This window comes from Micromonospora sp. NPDC052213, from assembly GCF_040679695.1.
Taxonomy (GTDB): Bacteria; Actinomycetota; Actinomycetes; order Mycobacteriales; family Micromonosporaceae; genus Micromonospora.
The window spans coordinates 1-24,964 of the sequence record NZ_JBFAVI010000092.1 but is presented as its reverse complement, the minus strand read 5'-3'; the positions used below and the strand labels follow the sequence as shown (position 1 = coordinate 24,964).

Sequence of the window (24,964 nt, the reverse complement as noted above, 5' to 3'; positions counted from 1 at the left end):
GGCCGTCCCCGTCCGGGGCGCCGCACCGCCCCCACCCCGCCCCGAAGACGACGGTGCCGGCCCCGTCGAGCGGAGCCGGCACCGGGTCGTGCGGGGAAACTACGCCGCGCGGTACGCGTTCCAGGCGGTCAGCATGCGGCTGGCCTGCCCGGCGGTGAACTGGTACATGCAGGAGTCGTAGGTGTAGTCCATGAAGTTGTTGATCGGGTCGACGCCCGGGGCGGTGCAGGTGTCCCGGCCGGTCGGGCACTGGAACGCCGGGGACGCCTCGGGCGCGGTGTCGCTGACGCTGTCACCCGAGCCGGAGCAGCCGCCCTGGAAGGTGTGGTAGAGGTTCAGCCAGTGGCCGACCTCGTGGGTGCCGGTGTCGCCCTGGTTGTAGTTGGTGGCCGTGCCGCCCGGCAGCGACTCGCTCAGCACGACGACGCCGTCCATGCTGCTCAGCTTCCGGGTCGGGAAGGTCGCCCAGCCGAGCAGGTCGTTGCTCAGCTCGCCCAGGTAGACGTTGAGGGTGTTCTTGCCGCCCTCGCGCAGCGAGGTCTTCATCGACCGCTCCGCCGAGGAGCCCTGCACGATCGGGTACCACGAGGGGTTGGTCACCCGGTTGATCTTCTGCAGCTGGAAGCTGAACGCGGTGGCCGCACCGCCGGTCGCCCCGCTGTAGGACTGGTTCAGCACGTTGATCTGCGAGGTGATCATCGAGTCCGGGATGTTGCCGCCGGCCCGGGTGCCGTCCCGCTGGATCACGTGCACCACGACCGGGACGGTGACGGTGGCCGTGATGGAGGCGCCGGCGCCGGTGCGGAACCGGGCGCGCTCGCGCAGGGCGGCGGCCAGGTCGGCCTCGCGCTCGCGGGTCTCGGCCAGGGTCAGCTCGTTCGGCTCGTGCTTGGCCGCGCCGCCCGCCTTGAGGCGGGAGTCCGAGTGGACGTCGGCCGGCTCGACGCAGACCTCGCTCGGGGCGGCGGAGAAGGCCGACGCAGCCGGCACGACGCCCACGGCGGCGGTGCTGAGCAGCAGCGCGAGGGTCGTCGACGCGACGCCGGCCGTACGCCGGGTCAGCAGGTTGGGACGGAGTCCCATGGGCCCACCTCTTTCTGGCCGGCGCGACAGGGGGTATGTCACGCCGTGGCTGAGAACGTTGGGCAGACGTTACAACCGATCGACGAATTTGAGAACGGCCATATGTTGCGGGGGCGAAACTTTTTCCTGGCCGGCGCCGATCCGCGATCGACAATTGGCGATGAAACGGTGATTCTCGGTAGAGACTCGCGCTGCCCGACGGCGCGGTGGCGTCGATCTTCGGGTGTGCCGGTCCGCCGGCCGGTGTGAGCCACGGCACAGAGCAGACCAAGGCCGCCGTGGCGGGGCCGGCTCCCGGGCGGCGGCCGCGAGTCACCCGGGTCGCCGGGCGACACGGTGCGGCGTCGGAGGGGGTGCCTGGGTGCACCGGCGTGACGTCTCAGGTACAGTGGTGGCGCCTGCGGGTGTAGTTCAATGGCAGAACATCAGCTTCCCAAGCTGACAGTGCGGGTTCGATTCCCGTCACCCGCTCCACGATCGAGGCCCTGGCCAGGACGCGAGTCCCAGCCAGGGCCTTCGATGTTCGAAGGCCAACGATCATGCCGCGTGCCATTGGCGTGCCATTAGCCCGGTCGTCCCCGGCCCCGTCCGGGTTCGCTGACCGCTTCTTGCCCTTCTTGCCGCCCGACTTCTTGCCGGTCGTGTCCTTGGCGGACTCACGGCGGAGATGGGCTTCAGGCAGGGCCGCTAGAAGCCCATCCGCGCAGCTCGCCGGGTCGCCCATCTTGAGCTCATAATCACTCGGCCGCGCGGAGCTACCGGGGGTAGATCCTGCCCGCTCAGCTACTCCTTGAGGTATCCGGTGGCGGGGTCGATATCAGCGAGGAAGTTGCGGATGGTTTCCTCCATCTCAGGCAGGGTCATTGCGGGGCCGCCAGCTGTGAAGCCGTAGTTGTGCGGCCCACTGAGCCAATCGAAGTCGTACGCAACAGGCTTCTCAGCACGCTCACGAATGCGAAACTCCTGCCCGTCGACCGTCATCATGATCGGATCATCGTTGGTATAGCGGGGTCCCGCGTGCTCGGGCGCCAGGCCCGGCTCCGGTTCGGTCGACATGCATGCTCCTCTCCGCCACCTCGACTGCGCGCATCGGTCGAGGGAAGCAGCCCACCATGCCATTAGCGTGCCATTGACCGGGGCTAGGCGGGGCCAGTCGGGGTCACGAGACATCCGGGACCAGGCCGTCAAGCGCGTAGGCAGGTGGACATCGGCAATTCCCAAGCTGACAGTGCGGGTTCGATTCCCGTCACCCGCTCCAACACGAAGGCCCTGGCCAGGACGCAAGTCTCCCGCCAGGGCCTTTGATGTTGTTCGGGCCGCGAGCACCCGACGGGCATCCACGGGCACTAGCCACGCTTCTTGTCCTTGGCCATCGGCTTGTCCGACGGGCCGGCCGCCGCCTTCTTGGCCCTCTTCCGTTCGGCCTTCACCGCGTCGCTCACCGCTTGGGCGATGACCCGATCCGCCTCCGAGGTGGCGTGCTGGTAGTTCATGGCCGCCTGTGGCGAGTACCGGCCTACTGGCGATCCTGCACGACCACGGACCAGCCGAGCTGATCCGCCGCGTCCGTGCCGCAGAAGACTCCGCAATGCACCCGCTGGCCCCGTAGCAAGACCCACGACGACGCAACCGCCGCCTACTGCCACTGCTCTACGTATAGCGCCGTGTCGCAGATTGCCGAATTGCGCTCCATCAGATCAACGCGGCCCGCAAGCGGGCCGCGCCGACCCGGCCCCGGCCTGCTGGCGACCTTCGGCCGGCATCGGCCGGGCCGGCCGGCCACCGGTGCGGGACAGATCTAGTTAGTACACCCATGCCTTCGTTCCGGCCCAGCGGCCGTCCTGGACGGCGGGCGCGGTCCTGGCGTCCGCGGTGAACACCAGCGGCCCGTCGCCCCAGAAGTCATAGAGGACGAACATCGAGTCGCACGCCCAGGCGCAGGGTCGCCCCTCGTCGCTGTCGTAGCCGGGAACATCGGACGGCGTGGAGCGCCCGCACGGGCATGCTCCGCCGGGTGGCGGACACGGAGTCGGACGGCCCAGGAGCATTGCCTCCCACGACTTGTCTCCGACAGCCGCGCGATTCACACGATGCTGGATCTCACTGAACAGTTCGAAGCCGGCACAGTCCTCGTCGAACTCTTCGTCCAGGGCTTCGGCGAGCCTGTCGTAACCCCGGCTCTGCCAATCGGTCTTGTAGTTCGCCGTCAGGAACAGCGTCCGGTTCAGGCGTACCGGGAGCGGACTGTCGCGTTCGGGGCCCGAACCGAGGTCGCCGAGATACTTCAGGTCGGCTGGCGGATGCGCGGTGTGCAGCTCGGTCACCGGGACATCCGCGTACAAGACGACGTGGTTGGGCTTGGACCCGCCGGACCAGTCCTCCTCGTCGCGGAAGAACCACAGCCAACCGCTCAACGGCAGCCATCCTGCGTCGGCGGCTCCGGCCACGTCAGCAAGGTTGATCTGTGCGGTGAAAGCCAGTGCACCTCTGGTGGCAGCCGCCCCGTCCTCCGGGAGTCGCGTGAGCTGAGTGGTGGGCCACTGCCAACCCCGGGGCAGATCCGGCAGCCCGCCGATTCGGGAGCCGCCGAGGGGTCCGGATCCCGTCGTGTCACGATCCCGGCTGAGTAGCCAGGCAGGGCGCACCAGTGCCCGAAGTCGATCGGTGAGCTGGTCCGCGTCAGCCTCCGGCTTTTCGTATGCCTCCCGTACCGCCGCGGTGAGCATCGCGTCGAGGTCTTCCGGAAGCAGGTGACGGTTGACGGGTGGGTTGGGCAGGGTCGATGAGGCCGGCGGGAGAGGCATGGCGTGCAGACTACGGCGCGTAGTTTGAAGTGATCAAGAAGCGCTCCGCGTGAGGTCCTCACAATCCGATGCGCGCCCTGAAGAGCGTGCCTCCGGCGGTCGTAGGGCAGGTTTTCTAGCAGGTGGGGCACCCGCCCTGCCTGACTGGCAGCGACCGTCTCACAGGAGATGCGGGTGTCTGCCAACCAGGTTTCGAGTGTCATGACCGAACACGGCAGATCGGCGAACAGATGGGCCATCCACGGGCCACAAGGCAGTGCAACCCGAGGCAAGCCCAGGCCACGGAAGGACCGGGTGTACCTGCGGGCACGCCGAGCCGCAGGCCGATCTTGTGCGGTTCCCAAGCTGACAGTGCGGGTTCGGTTCCCGTCACCCGCTCCAACGCGAAGGCCCTGACCAGGACGCGAGTCCCCATCAGGGCCTTCGACGTCTCACGGGCTGCGGCCGTTGCCCGTGTCATTGGCGTGCCATTAGCGTGCGGTCGGAGGTGAGCGACGTGGCAGCGAAGCTGACCCGAGACGTGGACGGAGCCGTCGACTGCCTGAGGAGCGTGGGGTCAGACGCAGCGGTCAGCCTTGCTGGCGGAAGTCCAGCATGTAGAAGACCTTGTCGTAGCGGCGGTCGCCGACGGCGACGAAGCCGGGCAGACGGCCGTATTCGGTGAAGCCCAGCGACCGGTAGAGGTGCAGGGCATTGGTGTTGTCACCACGGACGTCCAGGGTGAGGACCTCGATAGCCACCTCCCGGGCATCAGCGATCAAGGCAGCGGTAAGCGCCCGACCGACACCACGACCATGGGCAGCAGGATCTACCGCGATCTTCTCCAGATCGGCGTGTGGCCGATGCGTCGGTCGGGCGTAGCGGAGCCAGTACCCCAACCCGACAAGCCGGCGGTCGAGGTAGGCGACGCGCAGGGCTGCGTCCCCGGCCTGCACCGCGGAGACGACGTGGCCGAGAAGTTCCGCCACCTCATCCCGCGAGGGTGGTTCGACCCAGCCCAGCGCGGCACCTCCACTGACCAGGTCCGCCAGGATCTGGTGGGCCGACTCGGCGAACCGGGCCTCCAGCTCCGGATCGGAGGTCAGCTCCATGGCATCAACGATCGCGGGCTCGGCGGTCACACCGCTCGTAATGGCCGGATTCATGACCGTCAGGCTAGCCAGCCCAAGGCCCAGCGGAGACTCCGTGCTCCAGCCAAACGGTTACTGACCCAACACTCCTAGCCTCACTTGTGCCGCAGGTCGTCACGTGCAGCTTTGGCTGCGTCGAGGTCCGTCAGACGCCCCACCAAGTGCTCTGGCTCAGGGTGCCGTAGGCGGGACTCGGCGACCGGGACACCATGGGCCCGCATGTTACGCAACACAGCGGCAGCCAGATCATCGTCGCACATCAGTGCGGCCACTCCGGTCCGGCGGTTATAGGGCAAGCCGCCATCGTCGTTCCCGTCGCTTGGCAGGATCACCCAGTCCGGGTCGCTACCGTCCCACAGGTCGGAGTACGCGTCGAGGCTGCCGGCATCCACCAGCTCATAGTGGCAGGAGCGACTTTGGGCGGATGCAGTCCGCAGTATGACCTAGCCGGCCGACAGCGGACGAGCGGAGCAACCCGGCGCGCCATCAGCGTGCCATTTGGCATCGATCGTTGCTACCGCTTGGCGTAGCGGGCCGGACGGCGGCCCGCTCACGACGAGGGCGGGACAACGGCGAACGGGATGGCAAGGAGTCCCTTAGCCGGTTCTTGCCACCTGCCCGACAATGAGCGGCATGACGGAGATGAGCCCGCACGTGGTTAGACGGTCGGGCCGGCTGTTCATGCTGGTACTCCCGCTGTTCGGGTTTGCCGTCGATTTCGTCCTCCTCCTTGTCTCGTATCTGATGCTGGTCGCGATCGCTCCCGACGTGCTGGGTGAGGTGGCCGTGAGCCCTGCCAGGTTCGCTGCGTGGATCGCGCTGGTGAGGCTGCCGATGACGCTCGCCTACACGCTGACCTTTTCGAGGCACGGCTGGATGGCCATGGTGACCACCGGCGAGGTTCCCGATCCGCCCGTACAAAAGGGTTGGCGTCTTGCCCTGGTCAGGGTGCGCAACTGGGGGGCGGAGGTCGCTTGGTGGGTGATAGCCGCGCTGATCGTCTTCGGTTATGTGGCCGATCCGGGCGAGGCACACGTCTGGCAACTCGTCGCCGTGACTGCTGTCGGACCGTTCCTGCTGCCGGAGTCCGTCAAGAGGTTGTTCCAGCTGCTGCGCTGGTGGTGGCGACGGAGGCACCCATCCCACGCACGGCACGCGAAGCCCGATGAGGAGCCCGTCAACGCCTGAAACCCGGGGATGAGCGACCTACGCGCCCAGCTCATCGTCGAGCGGAGCGGCGACGGTGGCCACGAGTTGGGCGGCGAACCGGGTGCAACGCCCGGGGACAGCGCCGTCCGGCGCGGTCATGTCAGGAGCACCTGACCACGACCAGCTGCGGGCGGTCGCCGATGTGGCACTCGTGGCTGAGCTTCATGGTCCCCGACCTGGTGAGGGCCGCGCCCTGCCCGTCGGCCGGCGTGGCGGTCAGCGTCCACGTGTAGGTGCCGTTGGGCATCACGCGGCGGCGGTCGTCCTTGCCGTTCCACGCCGTGGCCACCACACCGCGCGTCAGCCCGCCGGAGAGGGTACGGACGACGGCGCCGCTGGTCTGACTCCTGATCACGAGGGTCCAGGAGGCGGCCGGCTTGGACAGCCACCACTTCGGGCTCCAGTGCCCGGTGGCGTCCTTGACGTGCGCCGAAGTGGCGACGGTGGCGTCGAGCTGGGCGAGGGGCGAGACCGGGACGCCGCTGGGGACCAGGTGGATGCCGTCGTCGGCGCCGAGGTGGGCGATGACGCCGGTGTACGGGTCGACGTCCCAGGGCCGCCACGACGCGAACGCCCCGGCGGTGTGCGACCTCGGCGTTCCGTCGCGGACGTCGGTCACCTTGAGCTGCCCGTCCACCTCGGACGCGACGAAGCCGTCGCCGAGCTTGGCCCACGACCAGTCGTCTCCGGACACGAGTCGCAGGTTCGTCCGCTTGACCGTGTCGTAGACGCCCTGACCCGACGCCGAGCCTACGCAGGTCCACAGCAGCCAGCGCCCGACGGCCTGGAGGTCCTCCAGGAGGCACCCACTCCCGAACCACACCTGAGCGCCCCGCTGCCCGGTCAGCAGGTCGACCGGGGCCACGGCGTCGTTACCGTCCCGCACCCACAGGGTGGTGCCCCACAGCGCCTCGACGGAGGCCGTGGTCGTGAACACCGTGGCCCTGGTGTCGACGTCGACGACCCGGGTCTCCGTACCCGTGCCGCCGACCACCGTGAGGGCCGCGAAGCGGCCGCCGACCGCCGCCACCGCGTGGTACGTGCGGGAGCCGTCGATCCGGGTTCCGGGCATGGGCTGGTTCGGCCCCAGCAGGTGAGGCTGCCGGTCGTCGTCCGTACGCCCGTAGCTGAGACCGGAGACGACCGTCCGGCCGTCTCCGGTGTCGTGGAGGTCGGGGCACGCCGTGGTGTCGCAGCTGGCGGGTGCGGGACCCCGGGCGGTGCGCGCCCCGACCGCGAGGGCGCCGGTCACGCCGATCTCCCGGGTGTAGAGGTGGTGCCGCTTCTGCCAGGCGTTCTCCTGCTCCAGGGTGTTCAGCCGGCCCTGGGTGAGGGTCAGCCCCGACACTGCCTGGAGCTTCCGCGGGTAGGCCTCGGCGGCCTTGCGGACCGTCACGTCGCCGCCGTCCGCGGCCTCGACGACGAAGATCCCCCACCGGTCCACGTCGGGGCCGCCCTGCACCAGGAGCCGGCCGTCCGGGGTCGGCATGGGGGAGCCACCCGACCTGGTCAGCAGCGTCTTGACCGTACGTCCGTCGAGCGCCACGGCCTCGACCCGCCAGACCGGGTCCAGGTAGTTGAAGGGGCCCAACGAGGGGTCGTGCCGGCCCACGACGAGCGTCTCGCCGACCATGCCCAGCACCTGTGAGGCGCCGGTCAGCGGCACCGTCCGCGGGGTGGCGGTGAGGTCCGCGCGCGAGTGGACGGAGACGGTGCCGTCGTGCAACCACAGCAGGTGGGTGGAGGTGAGCACGACGGTGCCGGTGCCCCTGTACGCGGCGTACGGGAGCGGGATCAACCGGCCCTGCTCGACGTCGAGGAAACCGGTGTGCGGCGTGCTGCCCACCCGGTACTGCACGACCTGGCCGCGCGCGTCGCCCAGCGGGCCCGAGATGTTGGTCGCTGCCGTGACCCCTTCGGAGACGCCCGCCACGGCGCGCCGGGTGACGGAACCGTCGTCGTGGGAGTCGAAGAGATGCCAGGTGTAGTGGCCGGTCGACGGGTCCCCCGCTGTCGTCACGACCGTCGACCCCAGAGTGCTGACGTACGTGTGACCGAGGGGGATGACGACCGTACGCGACCGACCGGTCGACATGTCCCGCAGCGTGACGGTCCTGTCGGTGAGGTTCGGGGTCGCGACGATGTCCGAGCCGGCGCCGAAATCCGGGACTCTGAACGCGTCCGTGAGGGACATGTCGAGCTTCGTGTCGACGCCGGCGTAGCTCGTCCACAGGTATTCGAGCGTGGGCTCGTGCCGGAGAAACCCCGATGGGCCGGCGCTCAACAGCCGCGTCTGGGGGGACAGGACGTAGCTGGCGGGGATGACCACCTCTCCCGCGACCGGTTCGGCCCGCGCGCTGCCGGCCGACGACGGGGTCAGACCCACGGTGAGCGTGAACGACACGGCGGCGGCGATGCCGGCGCGGATGAGCGAGCCTCGGACCACGCTCGTCCTCCCTGTGGGACAGAGGATGAAGGGGTTCCGGCCACGGGCCGGACGACGGCTCGCCGGGAGGCTGTTCCTGCGGCGCATCGATGCGGTGGCAGGTCACACATCAGCGATCCGCGCCGGCCGGAAGCCCCAGGCAAGTGGCGGGAGCTTAGCAGTCGCAGCCGCGTCGGGACGGCCCCATCCACTACGGATCCCGTGCCGTGCAGGTGGCAACCCCGACCCGGCCCGCGTCACCCGCCGCGGCGGGTCGGAAGTTCGTCGTACGGGCCTCCTACGCTCCTGCCATGATCAGGGACCTGCCGCGCCTGCTCGGATCGTTGCCACCGAGGACGTTGCCGCCCGGCCGCCTCGTCGAGCCGGAAGACGGCGGACCGCCGCCGTACTGGTTGAGCGAGGCCCCGGTCGGAGCCGCGCTCTGGTCGCGGCTGCGGTCACAGCACCGGCAATCCGGGCTGTGGCCGCTGCTGCTGAGTGGGCTGTCGAGCGAGGAGACTCGTCCGTGGGCCGACGGGGAGGTGTTCCCGGCCGGCATGTCCTCACCGGACCGCCACGACGCAGCCGAGTTGCTGGCCCGGTGGTGGACCGCGCACACGAGGCCCGATCGGGAAGACATACGGCCAGCGGCCGAACGCGCCTCCGTCACCGCCCCCTTCGGTGACCGCTGGCCCGGCCTCGCCGTGCCCGGTGACGCCTCCGCGTCACCCGATGAATCCGCCGACCAGTACGCGGAGTTCCTCCTGTTCAAGCCGGCACGTCTCGGACTCGTGCCGGCCGCTCGTGGCGCGGACACACTCGCCGTCAGCGGCTGGTCCGGTCCCTTGAACTACACCAACGACTCGGGCGAAATCTCGGCGGTGGTCCGGAGCTGGGAGGATCGCTTCGGGGTCCGAGTTGTCGGCGTCGGATTCGACACCCTCCACCTCAGCGTCGCCGCCCCACCGACCTCGATCGAGCACGCCTGCCAGGTGGCGGCCGAGCACTTCGCCTTCTGCCCCGACAACATCTGGCAGGGCGCCGGAACGCTGACTGCCTACGCCGAGAGAATCCGGGGCGCGCACTCCTGGTCGTTCTGGTGGGACTGAAGGCGGCCCCGACCCAGCGGGCCGGCATGAAACGAGGCTGCGCCTTCCACCGACGGTTGCGGATTCGGCCAGCTGCGGTCCGTACGGGTCAGGCTGATGCGACCGGACGGCTACTGCCGTCTGCCGCCGGGCCGCAGCCGGTCAGCCGACGGCGGCCGTGGGCAGTGGGTCGCGGCGGGGCGCGGCGGCCAGCGCCAGCCCGAGCAGTGCGGTCGCCGTACCGGCCAGGAACAACAGCAGGGCCGCCGGCTGGCCGAGCCACTCCCACAGCGGGTGCCACGTCGGGTGCGGTTCGTCGAGGTGGTGGCGGAGCAGGGTCGGCACGGTCAGCAGGACGGGTGCCCACCACAGGACCATGGTGAGCGCGTACAGCACGGTGACCGCGCCCCGGGCCGGGTGCGACGCCTCGGTGCGGCGACTGGCCCAGCCGAACGCCAGCCAGCCGAGGCCCGCGCCGAGCAGGCCGCCGACGACGCCGGCCGGCAGCACGGCCGGCGGGGTCGTCCGGCGCAGATTCAGCCAGAGTTGGACGGTGTCGCCGGGGGACTCGGCGCGGATCGCGAGGGTGAGTTCGGTGTCGCCGCGCCGGGCCGGCACCGCCGTATCGGTGGTGTCCGTGATCCGGGAGCAGAACTTGTCGGCGCAACCGGAGTACCGGCCGACCGTCGGTTCGTACAGTTGCCAGCCGGTCTCGCGCAGGCGCCGCTGCGCGAGCGCGAGCGTCTCGCCGGCGGACATCGGCGGTGACGCGGTCACCTCGGCGACGACGCTGCTCGCCTGGTACTCGCCGCCGTCCCCGAAGACCAGGTTGTCGATGTTCCGCGCGGTGAGCCGCTGGGTGTAGAAGGTGAAGAGTGCGGGCGCCAGGTCGACGTCGCCGAGGTCGTGGCCGGGCAGCACGGCGGCGACGACGGCGGCGGTCTCGGCCCGGTCCGGCAGCGGCCGGGAGGTCTCCCACGCGCCCCGGGTGGTGAGGGCGGCGGTGAACAGCCCGCAGACGACGGCGGCGAGGGTGGCCCAGACGCCGACCGTGCGGCTTGCCGGCCGTCCCAACCGGCAGCGCAGGCCGTGCCGGATCAGGTTCAAGGCCTCGCGGGCGGTGGGCCGGGTGCGGCCGGCCGGCGCCGCGTCCAGCAGGACCCCGACCATCTCGTCGGCCCGGTCACGCCGGTAGGCGCGCGGATGGCAGAACAGCAGTCGCCGGTAGCGGCGGGCGAGCGGGTCGCCGTTCGTCGGCATGGCCGTCCTTTCGTCGGTACGCGCGGATCCGGCGGTGCGATCGCGCGAGCGGTTCGGCTGGGAGCGGCGGTGCGGTGGTACGGAGCTGGCGCGGTGGTGCGGCGGCGGTGCTGGGATGCGGAAGCGGGCGGTGCGGCGGCGGTGCTGGGATGCGGAAGCGGGCGGTGCGGCGGCGGTGCGGCCGTGTCGAAAGGCGTGCGGGCGGTCAGGCAGTTCTGGGGCGCAGGGCGCGCAGCCGGGTCTCGGCGGCGGTGGCGAGCTGGCGCAGCCGGGCGGTCTCGGCGTCGAGGGCGTGGACGCCGTCCGGGGTGAGGCGGTAGTAGCGGCGGAGCCGGCCGTCGACGGTCTCCTCGCGGTCGGGCGCGACGAGCCCCTGCGCGTGCAGCCGGTCCAGCGCGGCGTAGAGGGTGCCCGGCAGCAGGGTGACGCGCCGCGCGGAGAGGGCGGTGACGTCCCGGATGATGCCGTAGCCGTGCCGTGGGCCGCCGGCGAGCGCGGTGAGGATCAGGAACGTCGGCTCGCGCATCGCGGTCACGGGCGTCACCATATTCAGATCATCGATACATGACAAGCGCCCGCATGGTGCGGGTCCGGGCCGGCGGCGGCCGTTAGGCTGGCGATCATGCGGATTGGCATCGTGATCCTTCCCGACCAGCGCTGGTCCGACTCCCAGCGCCGCTGGCGGCAGGCGGACGAGTGGGGCTTCGACCACGCCTGGACGTACGACCACCTGGGCTGGCGGGACCTGGTCGACGGGCCGTGGTTCGACTCGGTGACCACGCTGACCGCCGCCGCGACGGTGACCACCCGCATCCGGCTCGGGACGCTGGTCGCCTCGCCGAACTTCCGGCATCCGGCGGCGTTCGCCCGGCAGGTCACCGCGCTCGACGACGTCTCCGGCGGGCGGCTGCTGCTCGGCCTCGGCGCGGGCGGGATCGGCTTCGACTCGGCCGTGCTCGGCGGGGAGACGCTCCCGCCGCGCCAGCGCGTCGACCGGTTCGCCGAGTTCACCGAGCTGCTCGACCTCATCCTGCGCGAGGACGGCACCACCTGGCGCGGGGACTGGTTCACGGCGGTCGACGCGCGCAACAACCCGGGCTGCGTCCAGTCGCCCCGGGTGCCCTTCGTGGTGGCCGCCAACGGGCCCCGGTCGATGCGGCTGGCGGCCCGGTTCGGTCAGGGCTGGGTCACCACCGGTCCCGGCGGGGACGACCTGGAGAGCTGGTGGGACGGGGTGGCCGAGCTCTGCGCCCGGATGGACAAGACGCTCGCCGCGGCCGGCCGCGACCCGGGCACCCTGGACCGCTACCTGTCGCTGGACTCGGCGCCCGTCTTCTCGCTGCACAGCGCCGAGTTCTTCGCCGACCAGGTCGGCCGGGCCGCCGCCCTCGGCTTCACCGACGTGGTCACGCACTGGCCCCGGGCCAGCAGTTGGTACGCCGGTGACGAGGCCGTCCTGGTGGACGTGGCCACCCGCCTGCTGCCCGAGCTGCGCCGGGGCTGACGTCCCCGGCGCGCCCGTTCGGCTCGGTGGCCGGATTCGGCCCGGCCCGGGTGCCCTCAGGTGCCGAGGTCCCCGGTGGGGATGCCGCCGTCGCCGGCCGAGACCAGCCGGAACCGGATGCAGACGACCTCGCTGTCGTCGGTGACGGGGGTGCCGACCCGCGACCAGTAGGCGGCGTGCCCCGCGCGCCACTCCTCGACCGAGCGGTCGCCCTCGCCCTCGGACCGGGCGAAGTCCCAGGTCACCTCGGCGAAGCGGACCACCTCGACGCCGGTGACCTCGACGACGCCGACCAGCGAGTCCTCGTCGTCCACGAGGGCCAGCCGCTCGCCGACGCGCTCCAACTCCTCGCCCTCCTCGGCGTACTCGGTGAGCAGGCCGGCCGTCGCCGTCTTCACCCCGCCGAGCACGAGGGTGTTCAGGCGCGTCCGCAGGTCGCCGGGAGTGCCGAGGGCGAGGGTGCGCAGTTCACCGATCCGAGGCCACATCCTGCCGACGCTACCGCCGTCGTTGATCTCGTGCCTGGGCATTGGTCGCCCGCCGGCGACCCGTTCGGCGGTACGGTCGGCCACCGCGCCGCTCTGCTGGTGGGCGGCACGGGCGACCGATCCTGGGAGGGCTTTGTCGCCCGCCGGCTCATCCCGCACGTGCTGGAAGTCGAGCAGGCCGGCCACGCGCTGACGGTGCCCGGCCCGATGGCCCGCCCGGCGGAGGTGCTCGGCCGGGTCCGCACCGGCACGGAGGTCGAGGAGTTCGTCCGGGTCACGTCAGGTCGTCGCCGCTGACCAGCCCCCGGATCCGCAGCTCGGCGGCGACCGTCGGCGGGCAGTCGAGCACGACGGCGGCGGTACCGACCGGTTCGGCGCCGCGCGCGGCGCAGATCTCGTAGAGCGCACGGACCTGGGCTCCGGTGGCGACCCAGTCGTCCACCACCAGCACCCGGTCGCCGCGGTCGAGGCCGTGGTCCCGGACGGCCAGGTCCACCCGCCTGCCGCGGAAGTCCGGCGGGCTCTGCGCCCAGGTGAGCGGCCCGGCGGGCAGCCGACCGTCGCCCGGCTTGTGTGCCGGCACGAAGCCGACCCCGAGCGCCGTGGCGGCGAGCGGACCGAGCAGGAACCCCGTCACCGCCGGCGCGACGACCACCGTGGGCCGCGCGGCCCGGAACGGCTCCACCAGGGCCGGCCCGAGCCGGGCGAGCACCTCGGGGTCGCGCCACCAGCCGGAGACGTCGCTGACCAGGTGACTGGCGCCGGGGCCGGGATCGATCCACCGGACCAGCTCGGCGAGGCGTCCGCTCAGCTCGGGGGGCATGCCACCCATCCTGCGGCAACCGGCGCGGCCCGTGCAGGCCGTGGCTCGCCCGGGCCGCCCGGCCCACCTCGGGTCGGATGATCGGCTACACGTATCACCGCAATTGCGGGCAAAACAACATGATCACGTTGACTTCGGAAGTGTTTCTCTCGTTATGGTCCGACCCGGTTTGTCAGATGACGAAAGGACCGGACCGGTGGCTGGCAGGCACTCCCGTACCCGCATGTTCTCCTCGCCGGCCGCCATCGCGGCCACCGCGGCGGTCGGGGTGGCCCTCGCCGTCGGCGGCACGGTCGGCGCCGTCCAGTTGACCTCCGGTTCGGAGTCCGCGCGGCCGGCCGCCGTCGACCTGTCGCCCACCGGCGTGCCGAGCAGCGTGGCCCCCAGCTCGCCGGCCGCCTCGCCGAGCGTCGGCGCCTCGCCGAGCGTGACCGCCAGCCCGACGGCGACCCGGTCGCCCCAGGCTCCCTCCCGGAGCAAGCCGCGCACCGCCGCGCCGAAGCCCACGGCGACGAAGAAGACCAGCACCGCCCGGCCGGTGGTGGACAGCGGCTCGTGCGGCGCCTCCTTCTACTCCGAGGGGCAGCTCACCGCCAACGGCGAGACCTTCGACCCGTCGGAGCTGACCGCCGCCCACAAGACCCTGCCGTTCGACACGAGGGTCCGGGTCACCAACCCGGCGAACGGCAAGTCCGTGACGGTGCGGATCAACGACCGCGGCCCGTTCGTCGAGGGGCGCTGCCTGGACCTGTCCCGGGCCGCGTTCGCCGAGATCGCCTCGTTGGACGCGGGTCACGTCGAGGTCCGCTACGAGGTGCTCGGCTGAGCCCTCGCCGGGCCGCGATCGGCCTGCCGGGATGATCCGCGCGGCCAGAACATCCTCGGACGACGGGCCAGCTTCATTCACCCGTTCACGTCCATCAGGCATGCTGTCCCTCGTACGCACGAAACCCTTCCAGTCGGGCCGCGGCCCACTGAGTCCCGGATCCCGCGCCGGCCTCGGCGCGGCCGTCGTCCTGCTCGCGATCGTCTCGGCGGTCGAGCTGGCCGACGGGCGGTCGGCGAACTACATCGCGCTCATGGTCGCCGCGCCCTTCCTGGCCGCCGCGCTGGCGTCGTGGCGGATCGTGCTCGGGGTGGGCGCCGCCGCCACGGCGCTCGGGGCGGGCTTCGCCCTCGGCGAGCAGACCGTGTCGCTGTCCACCGCGGTAGCCGTCACGTGCATCGCGCTGGGCACCGGGATCGCGGCGGCCACGGCGGCCGTACGGCAACGGCAGGCCGAGCAGATCGCCGAGTTGTCCCGGCTGGCGGCGGTGGCGCAACAGGCCGTGCTGCGCCCGCTCGGGCCGCAGGTCGGCAGTCTCTCGGTCGCCGCCCGCTACATCTCCTCCACCGCCACGGCCGAGATCGGCGGGGACCTGTACGAGGCGATCGACACGCCGTACGGGGTGCGCATGATCATCGGCGACGTACGCGGCAAGGGACTGGACGCCGTCCGGCTGGCCAGCATCGTGCTGGGTTCGTACCGGCACGTGGCGTACGAGCGGGCCGACCTACGGGCGATCGTGACCGACCTGGACCGGGCGGTGGCCCGGAGCGTGGGCGACGAGGACTTCGTCACCGCCGCGTTGGTCGAGGAGCGGGGCGGTACGCTCACCATCGTCAACTGCGGTCACCCGCCGCCGCTGCTGCTGCGCCGGGGCGCCGTCATCCCGCTCGAACCGCCGGCCCCGGCCCCGCCGCTGGGCTTCATGCCGGTGGTCCGGCCCCGGGTCGAGCGGCTGGAGCCCGGCGACCGGTTGCTGCTCTTCACCGACGGGCTTGGCGAGGCGCGCCGGGACGGGGAGTTCTTCCCGACCGCCGACCGGGCCTGGCGGCTGCTCGGCCACGGCACCGTCGCCGATGGGCTCGCCTCGCTGGAGACCGCTCTGAAGGAATGGGTGCACGGCCGGCTCGACGACGACATCGCCCTGGTCCTGATGGAGTACACGGGCTCGCGCGGCGGCACGACCGCGACCGCGGCCGTGCCGAGCTGGGAGGTCGGCGCGGCCGAGAGCTGAGGCCGACGGCCGTCGCGAGAGGGTGTCGGGGTGGTCTCGGCAACCTGAACGGGACCTGTGTAATCGCCGTCACTTCCGAGATCGGCTTGTCGCTTCCTACCCGCGAGTAATAGAGTCGGGGTTACTGATCGGTAACACCTGTCCGGAAGCGGGGCCAGCGAGCATGACCCACTACAAGAGCAATCTTCGGGACCTCGAGTTCAACCTCTTCGAGGTCTTCGGGGCGGACCGGGCGTTCGGCCAGGAGCCGTACACGGAGCTGGACGTCGACACCGCGCGCGACATCCTCGCCGAGGTCGACCGCCTCGCCCGGGAGGACCTGGCCGCCAGCTACCTGGACAGCGACCGCAACCCGCCGGTCTTCGACCCGGCCACGCACACCGCGCCGCTGCCCGAGTCGTTCAAGAAGTCGTACCAGGCGTTCATGAACTCCGAGTTCTGGCGGCTGGAGCTCCCGGCGGAGCTGGACGGCAGCAACGCCCCGCGGGCGCTGGTCTGGTCCCTCGCCGAACTGGTGCTCGGCGCCAACGCCGCGGTCTGGATGTACTCCTCCGGCCCGTCCTTCGCGCACGTGCTGCACGTCGAGGGCACCGAGCAGCAGAAGAAGTGGGCCAAGCTCTTCGCCGACAAGCAGTGGGGCTCCACGATGGTGCTCACCGAGCCGGACGCCGGATCGGACGTGGGCGCCGGCCGGGCCCGTGCCATCCCGCAGCCCGACGGCTCCTGGCACATCGAGGGCGTGAAGCGCTTCATCACCTCCGCCGAGCACGACCTGAGCGACAACATCATCCACTACGTGCTGGCCCGCCCGGTCGGCGTCGAGGGTGTCGGCGGCCCGGGCACCAAGGGCCTGTCGCTGTTCGTGGTGCCGAAGTACCACTTCGACGAGAACACGGGCGAGCTGGGCGAGCGCAACGGCGTCTTCGCCACCAACGTCGAGCACAAGATGGGCCTCAAGGTCTCGAACACCTGCGAGGTGACCTTCGGTGAGCACGGCGTGCCGGCCAAGGGCTGGCTGCTGGGCGAGAAGCACGAGGGCATCCGGCAGATGTTCATGATCATCGAGAATGCCCGGATGATGGTCGGCACCAAGGCGATCGCCACCCTGTCGACCGGCTACCTCAACGCCCTCGAGTACGCCAAGAGCCGGGTGCAGGGCGCCGACCTGACCCAGATGGCGGACAAGACCGCACCGCGGGTCACCATCACCCACCACCCGGACGTGCGCCGCTCGCTGATGCTGCAGAAGTCGTACGCCGAGGGCCTGCGCGCGCTCGTCTGCTACACGGCGAGCTGGCAGGACAAGATCATTCTGGCCGAGACGGCCGGTGACGAGAAGGCCGCCAAGACGGCCAAGCGGGTCAACGACCTGCTCCTGCCGCTGGTCAAGGGCGTCGGCTCGGAGCGCGCGTACGAGCTGCTCGGGCACGAGTCGCTGCAGACCTTCGGCGGATCCGGCTTCCTCCAGGACTACCCGCTGGAGCAGTACGTCCGCGACGCGAAGATCGACACCCTGTACGAGGGCACCACCGCGATCCAGAGCCTCGACCTGATCTTCCGGAAGATCGTCCGGGACAACGGCAAGGCCCTGATGGTCGTCGCCGGCGAGATCCAGGAGTTCATCGCCACCGAGGGCGGCAACGGCCAGCTCAAGGAGGAGCGGCAGGCGCTCGGCAAGGCGCTCGTCGAGATCCAGAACATGGTCGCGGTGCTGACCGGCTGGCTGGGCGAGGCGCAGGGCGGCGACACCCGGGCGCTCTACAAGGTCGGCCTGGCCAGCCGCCGGTTCCTGCTGGCGGTCGGCGACCTGGTCGTCGCCTGGCTGCTCCAGAAGCAGGCCGACGTGGCACTGAAGGCCCTGGCCGGCGAGGTCTCCGCCGCCGACAAGGCGTTCTACACCGGCAAGGTGGCCGCCGCCCGGTTCTTCGCCCGCGAGGTGCTGCCCCGCATCGGCGCCGACCGGCGGATCATCGAGGGCACCGACCTGGACATCATGGATCTCCCGGAGGAGGCATTCTGAGGCCACGCCATGCCACGCCCGCGCGGCGGCGCGGTGACGGGGCCGGGTGACGACCCGGCATAGGCCAGGCACGACGGCCGGCGGGCAGCAGCCCGCCGGCCGTCGGCGTCCTCGGAGGCGTCGTGCCCGCCGATCGGCCCGCGGTCACCACATCGATCACGCAGCGTTGCGGTCAGCGCGCCGACAAGCGGTGCCCTCCTGTGCCCTTTGCTCTGCACCCGCCGAAGCACCAGACACTCTCGGTGTCCGTCGCGTCCGTGGGTGCAGAGCAAAGGCGACGCGGAGGCGTGGGGCTGGCGGTGGCGAGCTGTACCGTTCTCATCCTGTTGTTCCGATTCGTGCCCGCCCCGGGCTGAGTTGGGGGGCGGCGTGATCATGACTCTCGGTGAAGCTCCCAAAATTCTCCGGGTCCATCACGCTCCGCAGTCGGGCGCGACGCGGTCGGCCCCGGCGTCATGGGCGAGCTGGGGCGACATGCCCGGGTCCGGATGGCGAGCGCCAATGGGAAGAGGCAGGCCCGCCCGAAGGAGCTTCCGGAAGAGGGGGCGCCTCGGCTATTCGGTGGCCTCAGCCAGGTAGCCGGGCGGTGTGGCGGGTAACCGTCGCAGGACCACGGCAGAGAACGCCCAGAAGCCATCGCACGGGGGAGTGCAGCGCACATGGGCATTGGTAGCGGGATCTTCCTGATCGCGATCGGCGCGATCCTCACCTTCGCCATCAGGGCCAACGTCTGGTGGGTCGACCTGCGCGCGGTCGGCTGGGTGTTCATCCTGGCCGGGCTCGCCGTACTGCTGACCACGCTCTGGTTCTGGCAGGACCGCCGCAAGCGGGCGCGGACCCTGATCGTGGAGGAGAACCGGCTCTCGCATCCGACCGCGATGATGCCACCGCCGCCCGATCCGCCGCCGCCGACGGCGCCACCGTCTTGAGCCGGCGCCACCGTCCTGAGCCGACACCGTCGCCCTGAGCCGGCGCCGTCGTGCCGCCAACCCGAGCGGCGGTACGACGACCGGGCGGCACGACCGGCACCTCGAGCGGCCCCTCGGCCATCCGCCAGCACCGGCGGGTGGCTCAGCCGCGTGCGGTGTGGTGGCCGGTGATCGGAGCCCGTCCCCGGTCCAGGTCGGCCCACCCGACCTCGGGCCGGTGCACGACGACGTCGCTGGTACGCATGCCGTCCTGGTCCGCGCGTAACGGGTCCAAGAGGGCGGAGAGCAGCGAGATGCCCGGGTTGTGGGCGACCAGCAGGACGGTGCGGGCGGCCGGATCGACCCGTCTGACCAGCGTCAACAGGTCCTCCATGTGCGCCTCGTACGCCTCCGCCTCGTAGCGTACGACCGGGGCGGGACCGGCCGAGCCGCCCTCGGGTGGTGACCCGGTCATGCCCATCGCCACGCCGTGCCAGGTCTCCCGCGTGCGCCGGGCGGTCGAGCAGATGACGACGTCCGGCAGCAGCGCGTGCTTGGCGAGCCAGGCGCCGGCCGCCGCCGCGTCGGCGTGCCCTCGGGCGGCCAGCGGGCGGCGTTCGTCCAGCACATCCCCCGGCTGCTCGGCCTTGGCGTGCCGGAGCAGCACCAGTGTCCGTCCTGCGGCGTGAGCGTCCGTCATGTCCCAAGCTTGCCCGATTGGCGATCAGAGCGCCTGGGTAAGTCGATGGATGCCGCACCCTCACCGATGGCCGCGGCGGAGGCAAACGCCAGGGACAGCCGAGGAGGCGACGACATGGGTTTTGGTGGCAGCATCTTCCTGATCGCGCTGGGTGCGATCTTCGCGTTCGCCGTGGAGGCGGATCTGGGTTGGCTCAACCTGGCGGTCGTCGGCTGGGTGCTGATGCTCGCCGGCCTGGCCGGCCTGCTGGTCACCCTCCACTTCTGGAACACGCGCCGTCGTACCGTCGTCGCCCGCCCGGTGGCCGAGGACCGGGTCGTCGCCGAGCGGGTCGTGCCGGTGCAGGACGACCGGGTCGTCGAGGAGTACCGCGAGGTGCGTCGGCCGCGCCGCACGGTCTGACATCCGACGCCGATCTGACGGGGCTCCGCGGCATGGCGGGGCCCCGTCGTGGTGCGCAGGCGGGAACGCGGGTGGTGCGTCGGCCGGCGGGGTCAGGCGAAGAGGGCGAAGTAGATGGCGATGTGGTGGCAGAGTGCCGCCACCAGCGTGCAGGCGTGGAAGAACTCGTGGTGGCCGAAGACGGTGGGCCACGGGTTGGGCCGGCGTAGCGCGTAGAAGAACGCGCCGACGCTGTAGATCGCCCCGCCCACGATGAGCAGCACCAGGGCGGTGACGCCACCCTGGTGCAGGATGTCGGGCAGCATCGCGACCGAGACCCAGCCGAGCGCCAGGTAGAGCGGCGCGGAGACCCAGCGTGGGGCGTGCGGCCAGACCAGCTTGAGCGCCACCCCGGCGAGCGCGCCGCCCCAGACCAGCGACAGCATGATCGTGGCCGGCCGGGGTTCCAGCAGCAGCACGCAGAACGGCGTGTACGTGCCGGCGATGAACACGAAGATCATCGAATGGTCCATCCGGCGCATGACCTGGTAGCCGCGCTCGGACCACACCCGCCGGTGGTAGAGGGCGCTGGTGCCGAACAGCCCGCACACCGTCAGGCTGTAGATCACGCAGCTCACCAGGGGTGCCCAGCCGGGCCGGGAGGCGGCGATCGCGCTGAGCACGATCCCGCAGACGAGGGCGACGAAGAACGCGTACGTGTGGAGCCAGCCCCGCATCCGGGGCTTACCGATGTCGACCGGCTTGAGTCGAAGCGGGGCGGAGGTGGTCACGACATTAGGTTACGGCACCGTAGGTTACCTGCAAGTAGTGCGTCCGGTCACGCGAGACGACGACCGTCGACCCTGGTGCCCCGGGTCGGTCGTGGAGTATGGCGGGATGCGGATCCGACCCGTCGGGGCGCACGCCCTGCTGATCGACTGTGACGACGCCGACCAGGTGGAGGGATGGCGGGCAACGCTGTGGCGGCGGCGCGAACGCGGCGAGCTGAGCGCCGTCGAGATCGTGCCGGCGGCCACCACCGTCCTGCTCGACGGCGTGCCCGACCCGGCCGCGACCGCCGCGCGAATCGCCGCCTGGACACCACGCCCGCCCGCCCCCGCCGGCACGGCCGCCGCCGAGACGGTCGAGGTCCCCGTGACGTACGACGGGGAGGACCTGCCCGTCGTCGCCGGCCACTGGGGCGTGGACGTGCCGGCGGTGGTCGAGCGGCTGACACGTACCGCCTTCCGGGTGGCCTTCTGCGGCTTCGCCCCCGGGTTCGCCTACCTCACCGGGCTCCCCGCCGCACTGGCGGTGCCCCGGCTGCCCACCCCGCGCCCCCGGGTTCCGGCCGGCTCCGTCGCCCTGGCCGGCCCGTACGCCGGGATCTATCCGACGGCCTCGCCCGGCGGCTGGCTGCTGGTCGGGCGGACCGGCACCGCCCTCTTCGACGTGCACGCGGACCCGCCGGCCCGGCTCACCCCCGGCACCGAGGTGCGCCTGGTGGCCGCGTGACCGGGCCGGCGGTCGAGGTGCTCCGCGCCGGGGCGCTGACCACCGTCCAGGACCTCGGCCGGGCCGGCTGGGCGCACCTGGGCGTGCCCCGGTCGGGCGCGCTCGACCCGGCGGCGCTGCGGCTGGCCAACCGCCTCGTCGGCAACCCGGAGCACGCCGCCGGCCTGGAGATCACGATGACCGGCTGCGAGCTGCGGTTCCCGCGCGCGGCGACGGTCGCGGTGACCGGTGCCGGAACCGCCGTGCGGGTCGGCCGCCGTCCCGGGGACGTGGGACGGCCGCTGTCGGTGCCGGCGGGTGCCGTGCTGCGGATCGACCCGCCCCGCGACGGCCTGCGCAACTGGCTCGCGGTCGGCGGCGGGATCGCCGTCGAGCCGGTGCTCGGCAGCCGGGCCACCGACACGCTCTCCGGGCTCGGCCCGCCGCCGCTGCGCGACGGCGACCTGCTGCCCCTGGGCGCGCCGACCGGGCCACCCGCCCCGGTCGACCTCACCGTCGTGGCACCGGCGCCGACCGAGCTGCGGCTGACGCTGCGCCTCGGCCCCCGCGACGACTGGTTCACCCCGGCGGCGCTGGACCGGCTGTTCGGCACCACGTACGCGGTGAGCCCGGTGAGCAACCGGGTCGGCGCGCGACTCACCGGCGCGGCGCTGCCCCGCGCGGTGGCCGGGGAACTGCCCAGCGAGGGAATCGTGCTCGGCGCGGTGCAGGTGCCGGCGGACGGCCAGCCGCTGATCTTCCTCGCCGACCATCCGACCACCGGCGGGTACCCCGTCGTCGGGGTGGTGGACGACGTGACCCCCCTCGCGCAGGCGCGCCCAGGGACTACGGTCAGGTTCCATGGACCTCAACGCTGACCTCGGCGAGGGATTCGGCATCTGGCGGCTCGGCGACGACACCGCGCTGCTGGACCTGGTCACCTCCGCCAACGTCGCCTGCGGATTCCACGCCGGCGACGCGTCCACGATGCGCCGGGTCTGCGAGGCCGCCACCGGACGCGGGGTCGCCGTCGGCGCCCAGGTCGGCTACCGCGACCTTGCCGGCTTCGGCCGGCGACACATCGCGTACGCCTTCGCGGAGCTGCGCGACGAGGTCACCTACCAGCTCGGCGCCCTCGACGCGTTCTGCCGGGTGTTCGGCAGCCGGGTCCGTTACCTCAAGCCGCACGGGGCGCTCTACCACGCCGCCGCCTGCGACGAGGCCCAGGCGGCGGCGCTGGTCGCGGCGGTCGGCGACTACGACGACCGGTTGCCGCTGCTCTGCTCGCCCGGCTCGGTCCTCGCCCAGCTCGCCGCCGGGGCGGGCCTGCGGGTGGTCGCCGAGGGCTTCGCCGACCGGGGCTACCTGCCCAACGGCTCGCTGGTGCCGCGCACCGCCCCCGGCGCGCTGGTCACCGACCCGGAGGAGGTGGCCGCGCGGGCCGTCCGGATGGCCACCGAGCGGACCGTCGTCGCCGTCGACGGCAGCGTCGTCCCGTGCCCGGTCGAGTCGATCTGCCTGCACGGCGACGCCCCCGGCGCGGTCCGTTGCGCCGAGCTGGTCCGCGCCGCCCTGATCGACGCGGGGGTGCCGCTCACCCCGTTCGCGTAAGCCTCGGCGGGAAGGCCGACCTGACGCCGAGCGCGACCGGGTCAGGCGTCGAGGCCGCGGAGGACCAGCGGGAGCCGGGCGGCGGCGCCGTCGACCACCCGGACCGGGACACCCCAGTCCTGGCGGGTCAGGTGGCAGGCCGCGTGCTCGACATCCGCGTCGCAGGTCGCCGCCTGGGCGGTCACCTGGAGCACGCCGCCGGCCACGTCGCCGTTCACCACCAGCCGGCGGGACAGCTCCGTGCCGGTGCCGGCGCCCTCCAACAGCAGCTCGGGCGGGGACGCGGAGACCACCAGCCGCGTCGACGGGCCGTACGTCTCGTCCAGCTTCTGCCCCGGCGCGGGGGTGAAGACGACGTCCAGCGTCACCTCGCCGGCGGCCAGGTCGGTGGGCTTGCGCTCGGTGCGGTGCCGAGGCCCGTCCACGGTGCTCGCCCCCGCGGCGGAGAGCGCGCCCGGCGCCAGCCGGGTCAGCCGGTGCGCGGCGGACTCCACCACCAGCACCTCGCCGGCCGGCGTCAGCACGAGGTCGCTCGGCTCCGCCAGCCCGTCGGCGACCGTCGAGACCCGGTCGCCCTCCGGGTCGTAGCGGCGGACCGCCCCGTTGTACGTGTCGGCGATCAGCACGGAGCCGTCCGGCAGCGCGCACACCCCCAGCGGGTGCTGGAGCAACGCCGAGGACGCCGGCCCGTCCACGTGGCCGAAGTCGAAGAGCCCCTGCCCGACGGCGGTGCCCATGACGTCGTTCTCGACGTACCGGACCGCGCTGGTCTCGCTGTCGGCGATCCAGAGCCGCGCGCCGTCGGCCGAGACCGAGAGGCCGGACGGCTGCGCCATCCACGCCTCGGCCAGCGGGCCGTCGCGCAGCGCCTCCACCGTCGTGCCCGCGTACATGCCGGCGGTGCGCTTCACCGGGTCGAACCACCAGAGCTGGTGGATGCCGGCCATCGCGATGACGACCCTGTCGTCGTACCAGGCCAGGTCCCAGGGGGAGGAGAGGTCGACCGAGAGCGCGTCGTGCGCGTGGTCGTCGACCGTGGAGCGCCACTGCCGACCGGTGCCCGCGACCGTGACCACCTCCCCGTCCGCCAGGCGTACGCCCCGCAGCAGGTGGTTGACGGTGTCGGCGACGACCAGGTCGTAGCCGGCCACCTCGGCGGCGTGCGCGGGCAGCAGGCAGAGCCCCTGCGGTTCGGAGAAGGTGGCCGCCCCGGCCGGACCGTCGGCCCGCCCCCGGGTGCCGGCGCCGATCCGGCGGATCAGCGTCTCCCCGTCCGGGGCCAGTTCGGCCAGCGAGTGTCGGGCCGAGTCCGACACCAGCAGGTTGCCGTTCTCCAGCAGCACCGCCTTGCCGGGGAAGCGCAGCGTGGTCTCCGGCTCGGCCGGCGGCACGTACGGGCCGTCGCCCCGGTGCAGGGTGCCCTTCGCCTCGTGGGTGGCGATCAGGTCGTCGATGAGACGCGCGAGCCCTTCGGCGTGGCCCTCGCCGGCCATGGTCGCCACCACGTAGCCCTCGGGGTCGATCACCGACAGGGTGGGCCAGGCGCGGGCCGCGTACTGCTGCCACATGTCCAGCTCGGGGTCGTCGAGCACCGGGTGGTGGACGCCGTACCGCTCCACGGCGGCGGCCAGCGCGTCCGGGTCCTTCTCGTGCTCGAACTTGGGCGAGTGCACGCCGATCACGACGAGCACGTCGCCGTACTTCTCCTCGAGCGGGCGCAACTCGTCGAGCACGTGCAGGCAGTTGATGCAGCAGAAGGTCCAGAAGTCGGCGATCACGATCTTGCCGCGCAGATCGGACAGCCTCAGGTCCCGCCCGCCGGTGTTCAGCCAGCCTCGACCGCGCAGCTCGGGGGCCCGTACTCGTGCGCTCATGAGCCCAGTCTGCCGGACGCGGCGGGTCGGGCCGGGCGGCACCCCGCGCGGGCTCGATCACATCCCACCGGCGGAACGGGGGCGGGGCCACGGTCTCCCGTG

At 71.9% G+C, this 24,964-nt stretch carries 26 protein-coding genes and 1 tRNA gene; 13 read left to right on the top strand and 14 right to left on the bottom strand.

The features are described 5' to 3' along the window. Nucleotides 1–99 precede the first annotated feature (99 nt). The gene (locus tag AB0L34_RS21290; protein WP_363706006.1) at nt 100–1,083 is read right to left on the bottom strand and encodes a zinc metalloprotease; all 984 of its coding nucleotides are present in this window, start codon (nt 1,081–1,083) and stop codon (nt 100–102) included. Nucleotides 1,084–1,483: 400 nt separating this feature from the next. Here AB0L34_RS21290 and AB0L34_RS21285 point away from each other — a divergent pair. Next, nucleotides 1,484–1,557: transfer RNA gene (locus AB0L34_RS21285), tRNA-Gly, on the top strand. Between the two features lie 309 nt (nt 1,558–1,866). Here the strand turns inward: AB0L34_RS21285 and AB0L34_RS21280 are convergent. From AB0L34_RS21280 to AB0L34_RS21260, 5 genes are all read right to left on the bottom strand, one after another. Then, complete coding sequence (locus AB0L34_RS21280) at nt 1,867–2,139, bottom strand: hypothetical protein (protein WP_363706005.1); 273 nt, start codon at nt 2,137–2,139, stop codon at nt 1,867–1,869. Between the two features lie 290 nt (nt 2,140–2,429). Beyond that, the gene (locus tag AB0L34_RS21275) at nt 2,430–2,576 is read right to left on the bottom strand and encodes a hypothetical protein (RefSeq protein WP_363706004.1); all 147 of its coding nucleotides are present in this window, start codon (nt 2,574–2,576) and stop codon (nt 2,430–2,432) included. 309 nt (nt 2,577–2,885) lie between these two features. Further along, nucleotides 2,886–3,887 carry a DUF1963 domain-containing protein gene (locus tag AB0L34_RS21270; RefSeq protein WP_363706003.1) on the bottom strand — a complete coding sequence of 334 codons (1,002 nt, stop codon included), beginning with the start codon at nt 3,885–3,887 and terminating at the stop codon, nt 2,886–2,888. Between the two features lie 569 nt (nt 3,888–4,456). Further along, nucleotides 4,457–5,032, bottom strand: coding sequence for an N-acetyltransferase (locus AB0L34_RS21265; RefSeq protein ID WP_363706002.1), 576 nt, complete (start codon nt 5,030–5,032; stop codon nt 4,457–4,459). A gap of 80 nt (nt 5,033–5,112) precedes the next feature. Further along, nucleotides 5,113–5,409: a hypothetical protein gene (locus AB0L34_RS21260; RefSeq protein WP_363706001.1), complete on the bottom strand. Its 297-nt coding sequence runs from the start codon at nt 5,407–5,409 to the stop codon at nt 5,113–5,115. A gap of 241 nt (nt 5,410–5,650) precedes the next feature. On the opposite strand from AB0L34_RS21260, the gene AB0L34_RS21255 reads away from it, so the two are divergent. Further along, the gene (locus AB0L34_RS21255; RefSeq protein ID WP_363706000.1) at nt 5,651–6,205 is read left to right on the top strand and encodes a hypothetical protein; all 555 of its coding nucleotides are present in this window, start codon (nt 5,651–5,653) and stop codon (nt 6,203–6,205) included. A 121-nt stretch (nt 6,206–6,326) separates the two neighbouring features. Here AB0L34_RS21255 and AB0L34_RS21250 read toward each other — a convergent pair whose 3' ends face one another. Next, nucleotides 6,327–8,672: a FlgD immunoglobulin-like domain containing protein gene (locus AB0L34_RS21250; RefSeq protein WP_363705999.1), complete on the bottom strand. Its 2,346-nt coding sequence runs from the start codon at nt 8,670–8,672 to the stop codon at nt 6,327–6,329. Nucleotides 8,673–8,962: 290 nt separating this feature from the next. Here AB0L34_RS21250 and AB0L34_RS21245 point away from each other — a divergent pair, with 290 nt between their 5' ends. Next, a complete protein-coding gene (locus tag AB0L34_RS21245) occupies nt 8,963–9,760 on the top strand; it encodes a DUF4253 domain-containing protein (RefSeq protein WP_363705998.1) in 798 nt (265 codons plus the stop codon). A gap of 141 nt (nt 9,761–9,901) precedes the next feature. On the opposite strand, the gene AB0L34_RS21240 is transcribed toward AB0L34_RS21245, so the two are convergent. Both AB0L34_RS21240 and AB0L34_RS21235 read right to left on the bottom strand, forming a co-directional pair. Beyond that, complete coding sequence (locus tag AB0L34_RS21240) at nt 9,902–10,999, bottom strand: hypothetical protein (RefSeq protein ID WP_363705997.1); 1,098 nt, start codon at nt 10,997–10,999, stop codon at nt 9,902–9,904. A 205-nt stretch (nt 11,000–11,204) separates the two neighbouring features. Beyond that, nucleotides 11,205–11,525, bottom strand: coding sequence for a helix-turn-helix transcriptional regulator (locus AB0L34_RS21235; protein ID WP_363706007.1), 321 nt, complete (start codon nt 11,523–11,525; stop codon nt 11,205–11,207). Nucleotides 11,526–11,621: 96 nt separating this feature from the next. Here AB0L34_RS21235 and AB0L34_RS21230 point away from each other — a divergent pair, with 96 nt between their 5' ends. Next, nucleotides 11,622–12,503, top strand: a complete 882-nt coding sequence (locus tag AB0L34_RS21230; protein ID WP_363705996.1) for an LLM class flavin-dependent oxidoreductase — start codon at nt 11,622–11,624, stop codon at nt 12,501–12,503. Between the two features lie 56 nt (nt 12,504–12,559). Here the strand turns inward: AB0L34_RS21230 and AB0L34_RS21225 are convergent, their stop codons facing one another. Further along, on the bottom strand, nt 12,560–12,991 hold the full coding sequence (locus tag AB0L34_RS21225) for an ASCH domain-containing protein (protein ID WP_363705995.1): 432 nt from the start codon (nt 12,989–12,991) through the stop codon (nt 12,560–12,562). A 30-nt stretch (nt 12,992–13,021) separates the two neighbouring features. Between AB0L34_RS21225 and AB0L34_RS21220 the strand changes: the two genes are divergently transcribed. Further along, nucleotides 13,022–13,288 carry a hypothetical protein gene (locus AB0L34_RS21220; RefSeq protein ID WP_363705994.1) on the top strand — a complete coding sequence of 89 codons (267 nt, stop codon included), beginning with the start codon at nt 13,022–13,024 and terminating at the stop codon, nt 13,286–13,288. Here AB0L34_RS21220 and AB0L34_RS21215 read toward each other — a convergent pair. Then, nucleotides 13,266–13,814, bottom strand: a complete 549-nt coding sequence (locus AB0L34_RS21215) for a phosphoribosyltransferase family protein (protein ID WP_363705993.1) — start codon at nt 13,812–13,814, stop codon at nt 13,266–13,268. The two genes, AB0L34_RS21220 and AB0L34_RS21215, sit on opposite strands and share 23 nt — an antisense overlap. Nucleotides 13,815–14,010: 196 nt before the next feature. Here AB0L34_RS21215 and AB0L34_RS21210 point away from each other — a divergent pair, with 196 nt between their 5' ends. The 4 genes from AB0L34_RS21210 to AB0L34_RS21195 all read left to right on the top strand — a co-directional run bounded on the left by AB0L34_RS21210 (nt 14,011) and on the right by AB0L34_RS21195 (nt 18,823). Beyond that, nucleotides 14,011–14,640, top strand: a complete 630-nt coding sequence (locus AB0L34_RS21210; protein ID WP_363705992.1) for a septal ring lytic transglycosylase RlpA family protein — start codon at nt 14,011–14,013, stop codon at nt 14,638–14,640. A gap of 100 nt (nt 14,641–14,740) precedes the next feature. Further along, entirely contained in the window at nt 14,741–15,874 is a 1,134-nt protein-coding gene (locus tag AB0L34_RS21205) for a PP2C family protein-serine/threonine phosphatase (protein WP_350702273.1), read from the top strand. 163 nt (nt 15,875–16,037) lie between these two features. Further along, complete coding sequence (locus AB0L34_RS21200) at nt 16,038–17,894, top strand: acyl-CoA dehydrogenase (RefSeq protein WP_363705991.1); 1,857 nt, start codon at nt 16,038–16,040, stop codon at nt 17,892–17,894. A 659-nt stretch (nt 17,895–18,553) separates the two neighbouring features. Next, on the top strand, nt 18,554–18,823 hold the full coding sequence (locus tag AB0L34_RS21195) for a DUF6458 family protein (protein WP_043961115.1): 270 nt from the start codon (nt 18,554–18,556) through the stop codon (nt 18,821–18,823). A gap of 142 nt (nt 18,824–18,965) precedes the next feature. Here AB0L34_RS21195 and AB0L34_RS21190 read toward each other — a convergent pair whose 3' ends face one another. After that, nucleotides 18,966–19,502, bottom strand: a complete 537-nt coding sequence (locus AB0L34_RS21190; protein WP_363705990.1) for a histidine phosphatase family protein — start codon at nt 19,500–19,502, stop codon at nt 18,966–18,968. Nucleotides 19,503–19,616: 114 nt separating this feature from the next. Here AB0L34_RS21190 and AB0L34_RS21185 point away from each other — a divergent pair, with 114 nt between their 5' ends. Next, nucleotides 19,617–19,904, top strand: coding sequence for a DUF6458 family protein (locus tag AB0L34_RS21185; protein WP_350702267.1), 288 nt, complete (start codon nt 19,617–19,619; stop codon nt 19,902–19,904). A 92-nt stretch (nt 19,905–19,996) separates the two neighbouring features. Here AB0L34_RS21185 and AB0L34_RS21180 read toward each other — a convergent pair whose 3' ends face one another. Next, nucleotides 19,997–20,674, bottom strand: a complete 678-nt coding sequence (locus tag AB0L34_RS21180; protein ID WP_350702265.1) for a hemolysin III family protein — start codon at nt 20,672–20,674, stop codon at nt 19,997–19,999. 106 nt (nt 20,675–20,780) lie between these two features. Between AB0L34_RS21180 and AB0L34_RS21175 the strand changes: the two genes are divergently transcribed. The 3 genes from AB0L34_RS21175 to AB0L34_RS21165 are packed head-to-tail and all read left to right on the top strand — an operon-like array spanning nt 20,781 to nt 22,988. After that, nucleotides 20,781–21,398 (top strand): allophanate hydrolase subunit 1, encoded by a 618-nt coding sequence (locus AB0L34_RS21175; RefSeq protein ID WP_363705989.1) that lies wholly within the window; start codon nt 20,781–20,783, stop codon nt 21,396–21,398. Next, the gene (locus AB0L34_RS21170; protein ID WP_363705988.1) at nt 21,395–22,255 is read left to right on the top strand and encodes a biotin-dependent carboxyltransferase family protein; all 861 of its coding nucleotides are present in this window, start codon (nt 21,395–21,397) and stop codon (nt 22,253–22,255) included. The genes AB0L34_RS21175 and AB0L34_RS21170 overlap by 4 nt, the downstream gene beginning before the upstream one ends. Beyond that, nucleotides 22,239–22,988, top strand: a complete 750-nt coding sequence (locus AB0L34_RS21165; protein WP_363705987.1) for a 5-oxoprolinase subunit PxpA — start codon at nt 22,239–22,241, stop codon at nt 22,986–22,988. Before AB0L34_RS21170 ends, AB0L34_RS21165 begins: the two co-directional genes overlap by 17 nt. A gap of 41 nt (nt 22,989–23,029) precedes the next feature. Here AB0L34_RS21165 and AB0L34_RS21160 read toward each other — a convergent pair whose 3' ends face one another. Then, nucleotides 23,030–24,862 carry an NHL domain-containing thioredoxin family protein gene (locus AB0L34_RS21160; protein WP_363705986.1) on the bottom strand — a complete coding sequence of 611 codons (1,833 nt, stop codon included), beginning with the start codon at nt 24,860–24,862 and terminating at the stop codon, nt 23,030–23,032. Nucleotides 24,863–24,964 lie beyond the last annotated feature (102 nt).

Excerpts from the sequence above, each read along its gene's own strand:
- AB0L34_RS21290 (WP_363706006.1), bottom strand. The coding sequence starts at position 1,083 with ATGGGACTCCGTCCCAACCTGCTGACCCGGCGTACGGCCGGCGTCGCG.
- AB0L34_RS21280 (WP_363706005.1), bottom strand. The coding sequence starts at position 2,139 with ATGTCGACCGAACCGGAGCCGGGCCTGGCGCCCGAGCACGCGGGACCC.
- AB0L34_RS21275 (WP_363706004.1), bottom strand. The coding sequence starts at position 2,576 with ATGAACTACCAGCACGCCACCTCGGAGGCGGATCGGGTCATCGCCCAA.
- AB0L34_RS21270 (WP_363706003.1), bottom strand. The coding sequence starts at position 3,887 with ATGCCTCTCCCGCCGGCCTCATCGACCCTGCCCAACCCACCCGTCAAC.
- AB0L34_RS21265 (WP_363706002.1), bottom strand. The coding sequence starts at position 5,032 with ATGAATCCGGCCATTACGAGCGGTGTGACCGCCGAGCCCGCGATCGTT.
- AB0L34_RS21255 (WP_363706000.1), top strand. The coding sequence starts at position 5,651 with ATGACGGAGATGAGCCCGCACGTGGTTAGACGGTCGGGCCGGCTGTTC.
- AB0L34_RS21245 (WP_363705998.1), top strand. The coding sequence starts at position 8,963 with ATGATCAGGGACCTGCCGCGCCTGCTCGGATCGTTGCCACCGAGGACG.
- AB0L34_RS21240 (WP_363705997.1), bottom strand. The coding sequence starts at position 10,999 with ATGCCGACGAACGGCGACCCGCTCGCCCGCCGCTACCGGCGACTGCTG.
- AB0L34_RS21235 (WP_363706007.1), bottom strand. The coding sequence starts at position 11,525 with ATGCGCGAGCCGACGTTCCTGATCCTCACCGCGCTCGCCGGCGGCCCA.
- AB0L34_RS21230 (WP_363705996.1), top strand. The coding sequence starts at position 11,622 with ATGCGGATTGGCATCGTGATCCTTCCCGACCAGCGCTGGTCCGACTCC.
- AB0L34_RS21225 (WP_363705995.1), bottom strand. The coding sequence starts at position 12,991 with ATGTGGCCTCGGATCGGTGAACTGCGCACCCTCGCCCTCGGCACTCCC.
- AB0L34_RS21215 (WP_363705993.1), bottom strand. The coding sequence starts at position 13,814 with ATGCCCCCCGAGCTGAGCGGACGCCTCGCCGAGCTGGTCCGGTGGATC.
- AB0L34_RS21205 (WP_350702273.1), top strand. The coding sequence starts at position 14,741 with ATGCTGTCCCTCGTACGCACGAAACCCTTCCAGTCGGGCCGCGGCCCA.
- AB0L34_RS21200 (WP_363705991.1), top strand. The coding sequence starts at position 16,038 with ATGACCCACTACAAGAGCAATCTTCGGGACCTCGAGTTCAACCTCTTC.
- AB0L34_RS21195 (WP_043961115.1), top strand. The coding sequence starts at position 18,554 with ATGGGCATTGGTAGCGGGATCTTCCTGATCGCGATCGGCGCGATCCTC.
- AB0L34_RS21190 (WP_363705990.1), bottom strand. The coding sequence starts at position 19,502 with ATGACGGACGCTCACGCCGCAGGACGGACACTGGTGCTGCTCCGGCAC.
- AB0L34_RS21185 (WP_350702267.1), top strand. The coding sequence starts at position 19,617 with ATGGGTTTTGGTGGCAGCATCTTCCTGATCGCGCTGGGTGCGATCTTC.
- AB0L34_RS21175 (WP_363705989.1), top strand. The coding sequence starts at position 20,781 with ATGCGGATCCGACCCGTCGGGGCGCACGCCCTGCTGATCGACTGTGAC.
- AB0L34_RS21165 (WP_363705987.1), top strand. The coding sequence starts at position 22,239 with ATGGACCTCAACGCTGACCTCGGCGAGGGATTCGGCATCTGGCGGCTC.
- AB0L34_RS21160 (WP_363705986.1), bottom strand. The coding sequence starts at position 24,862 with ATGAGCGCACGAGTACGGGCCCCCGAGCTGCGCGGTCGAGGCTGGCTG.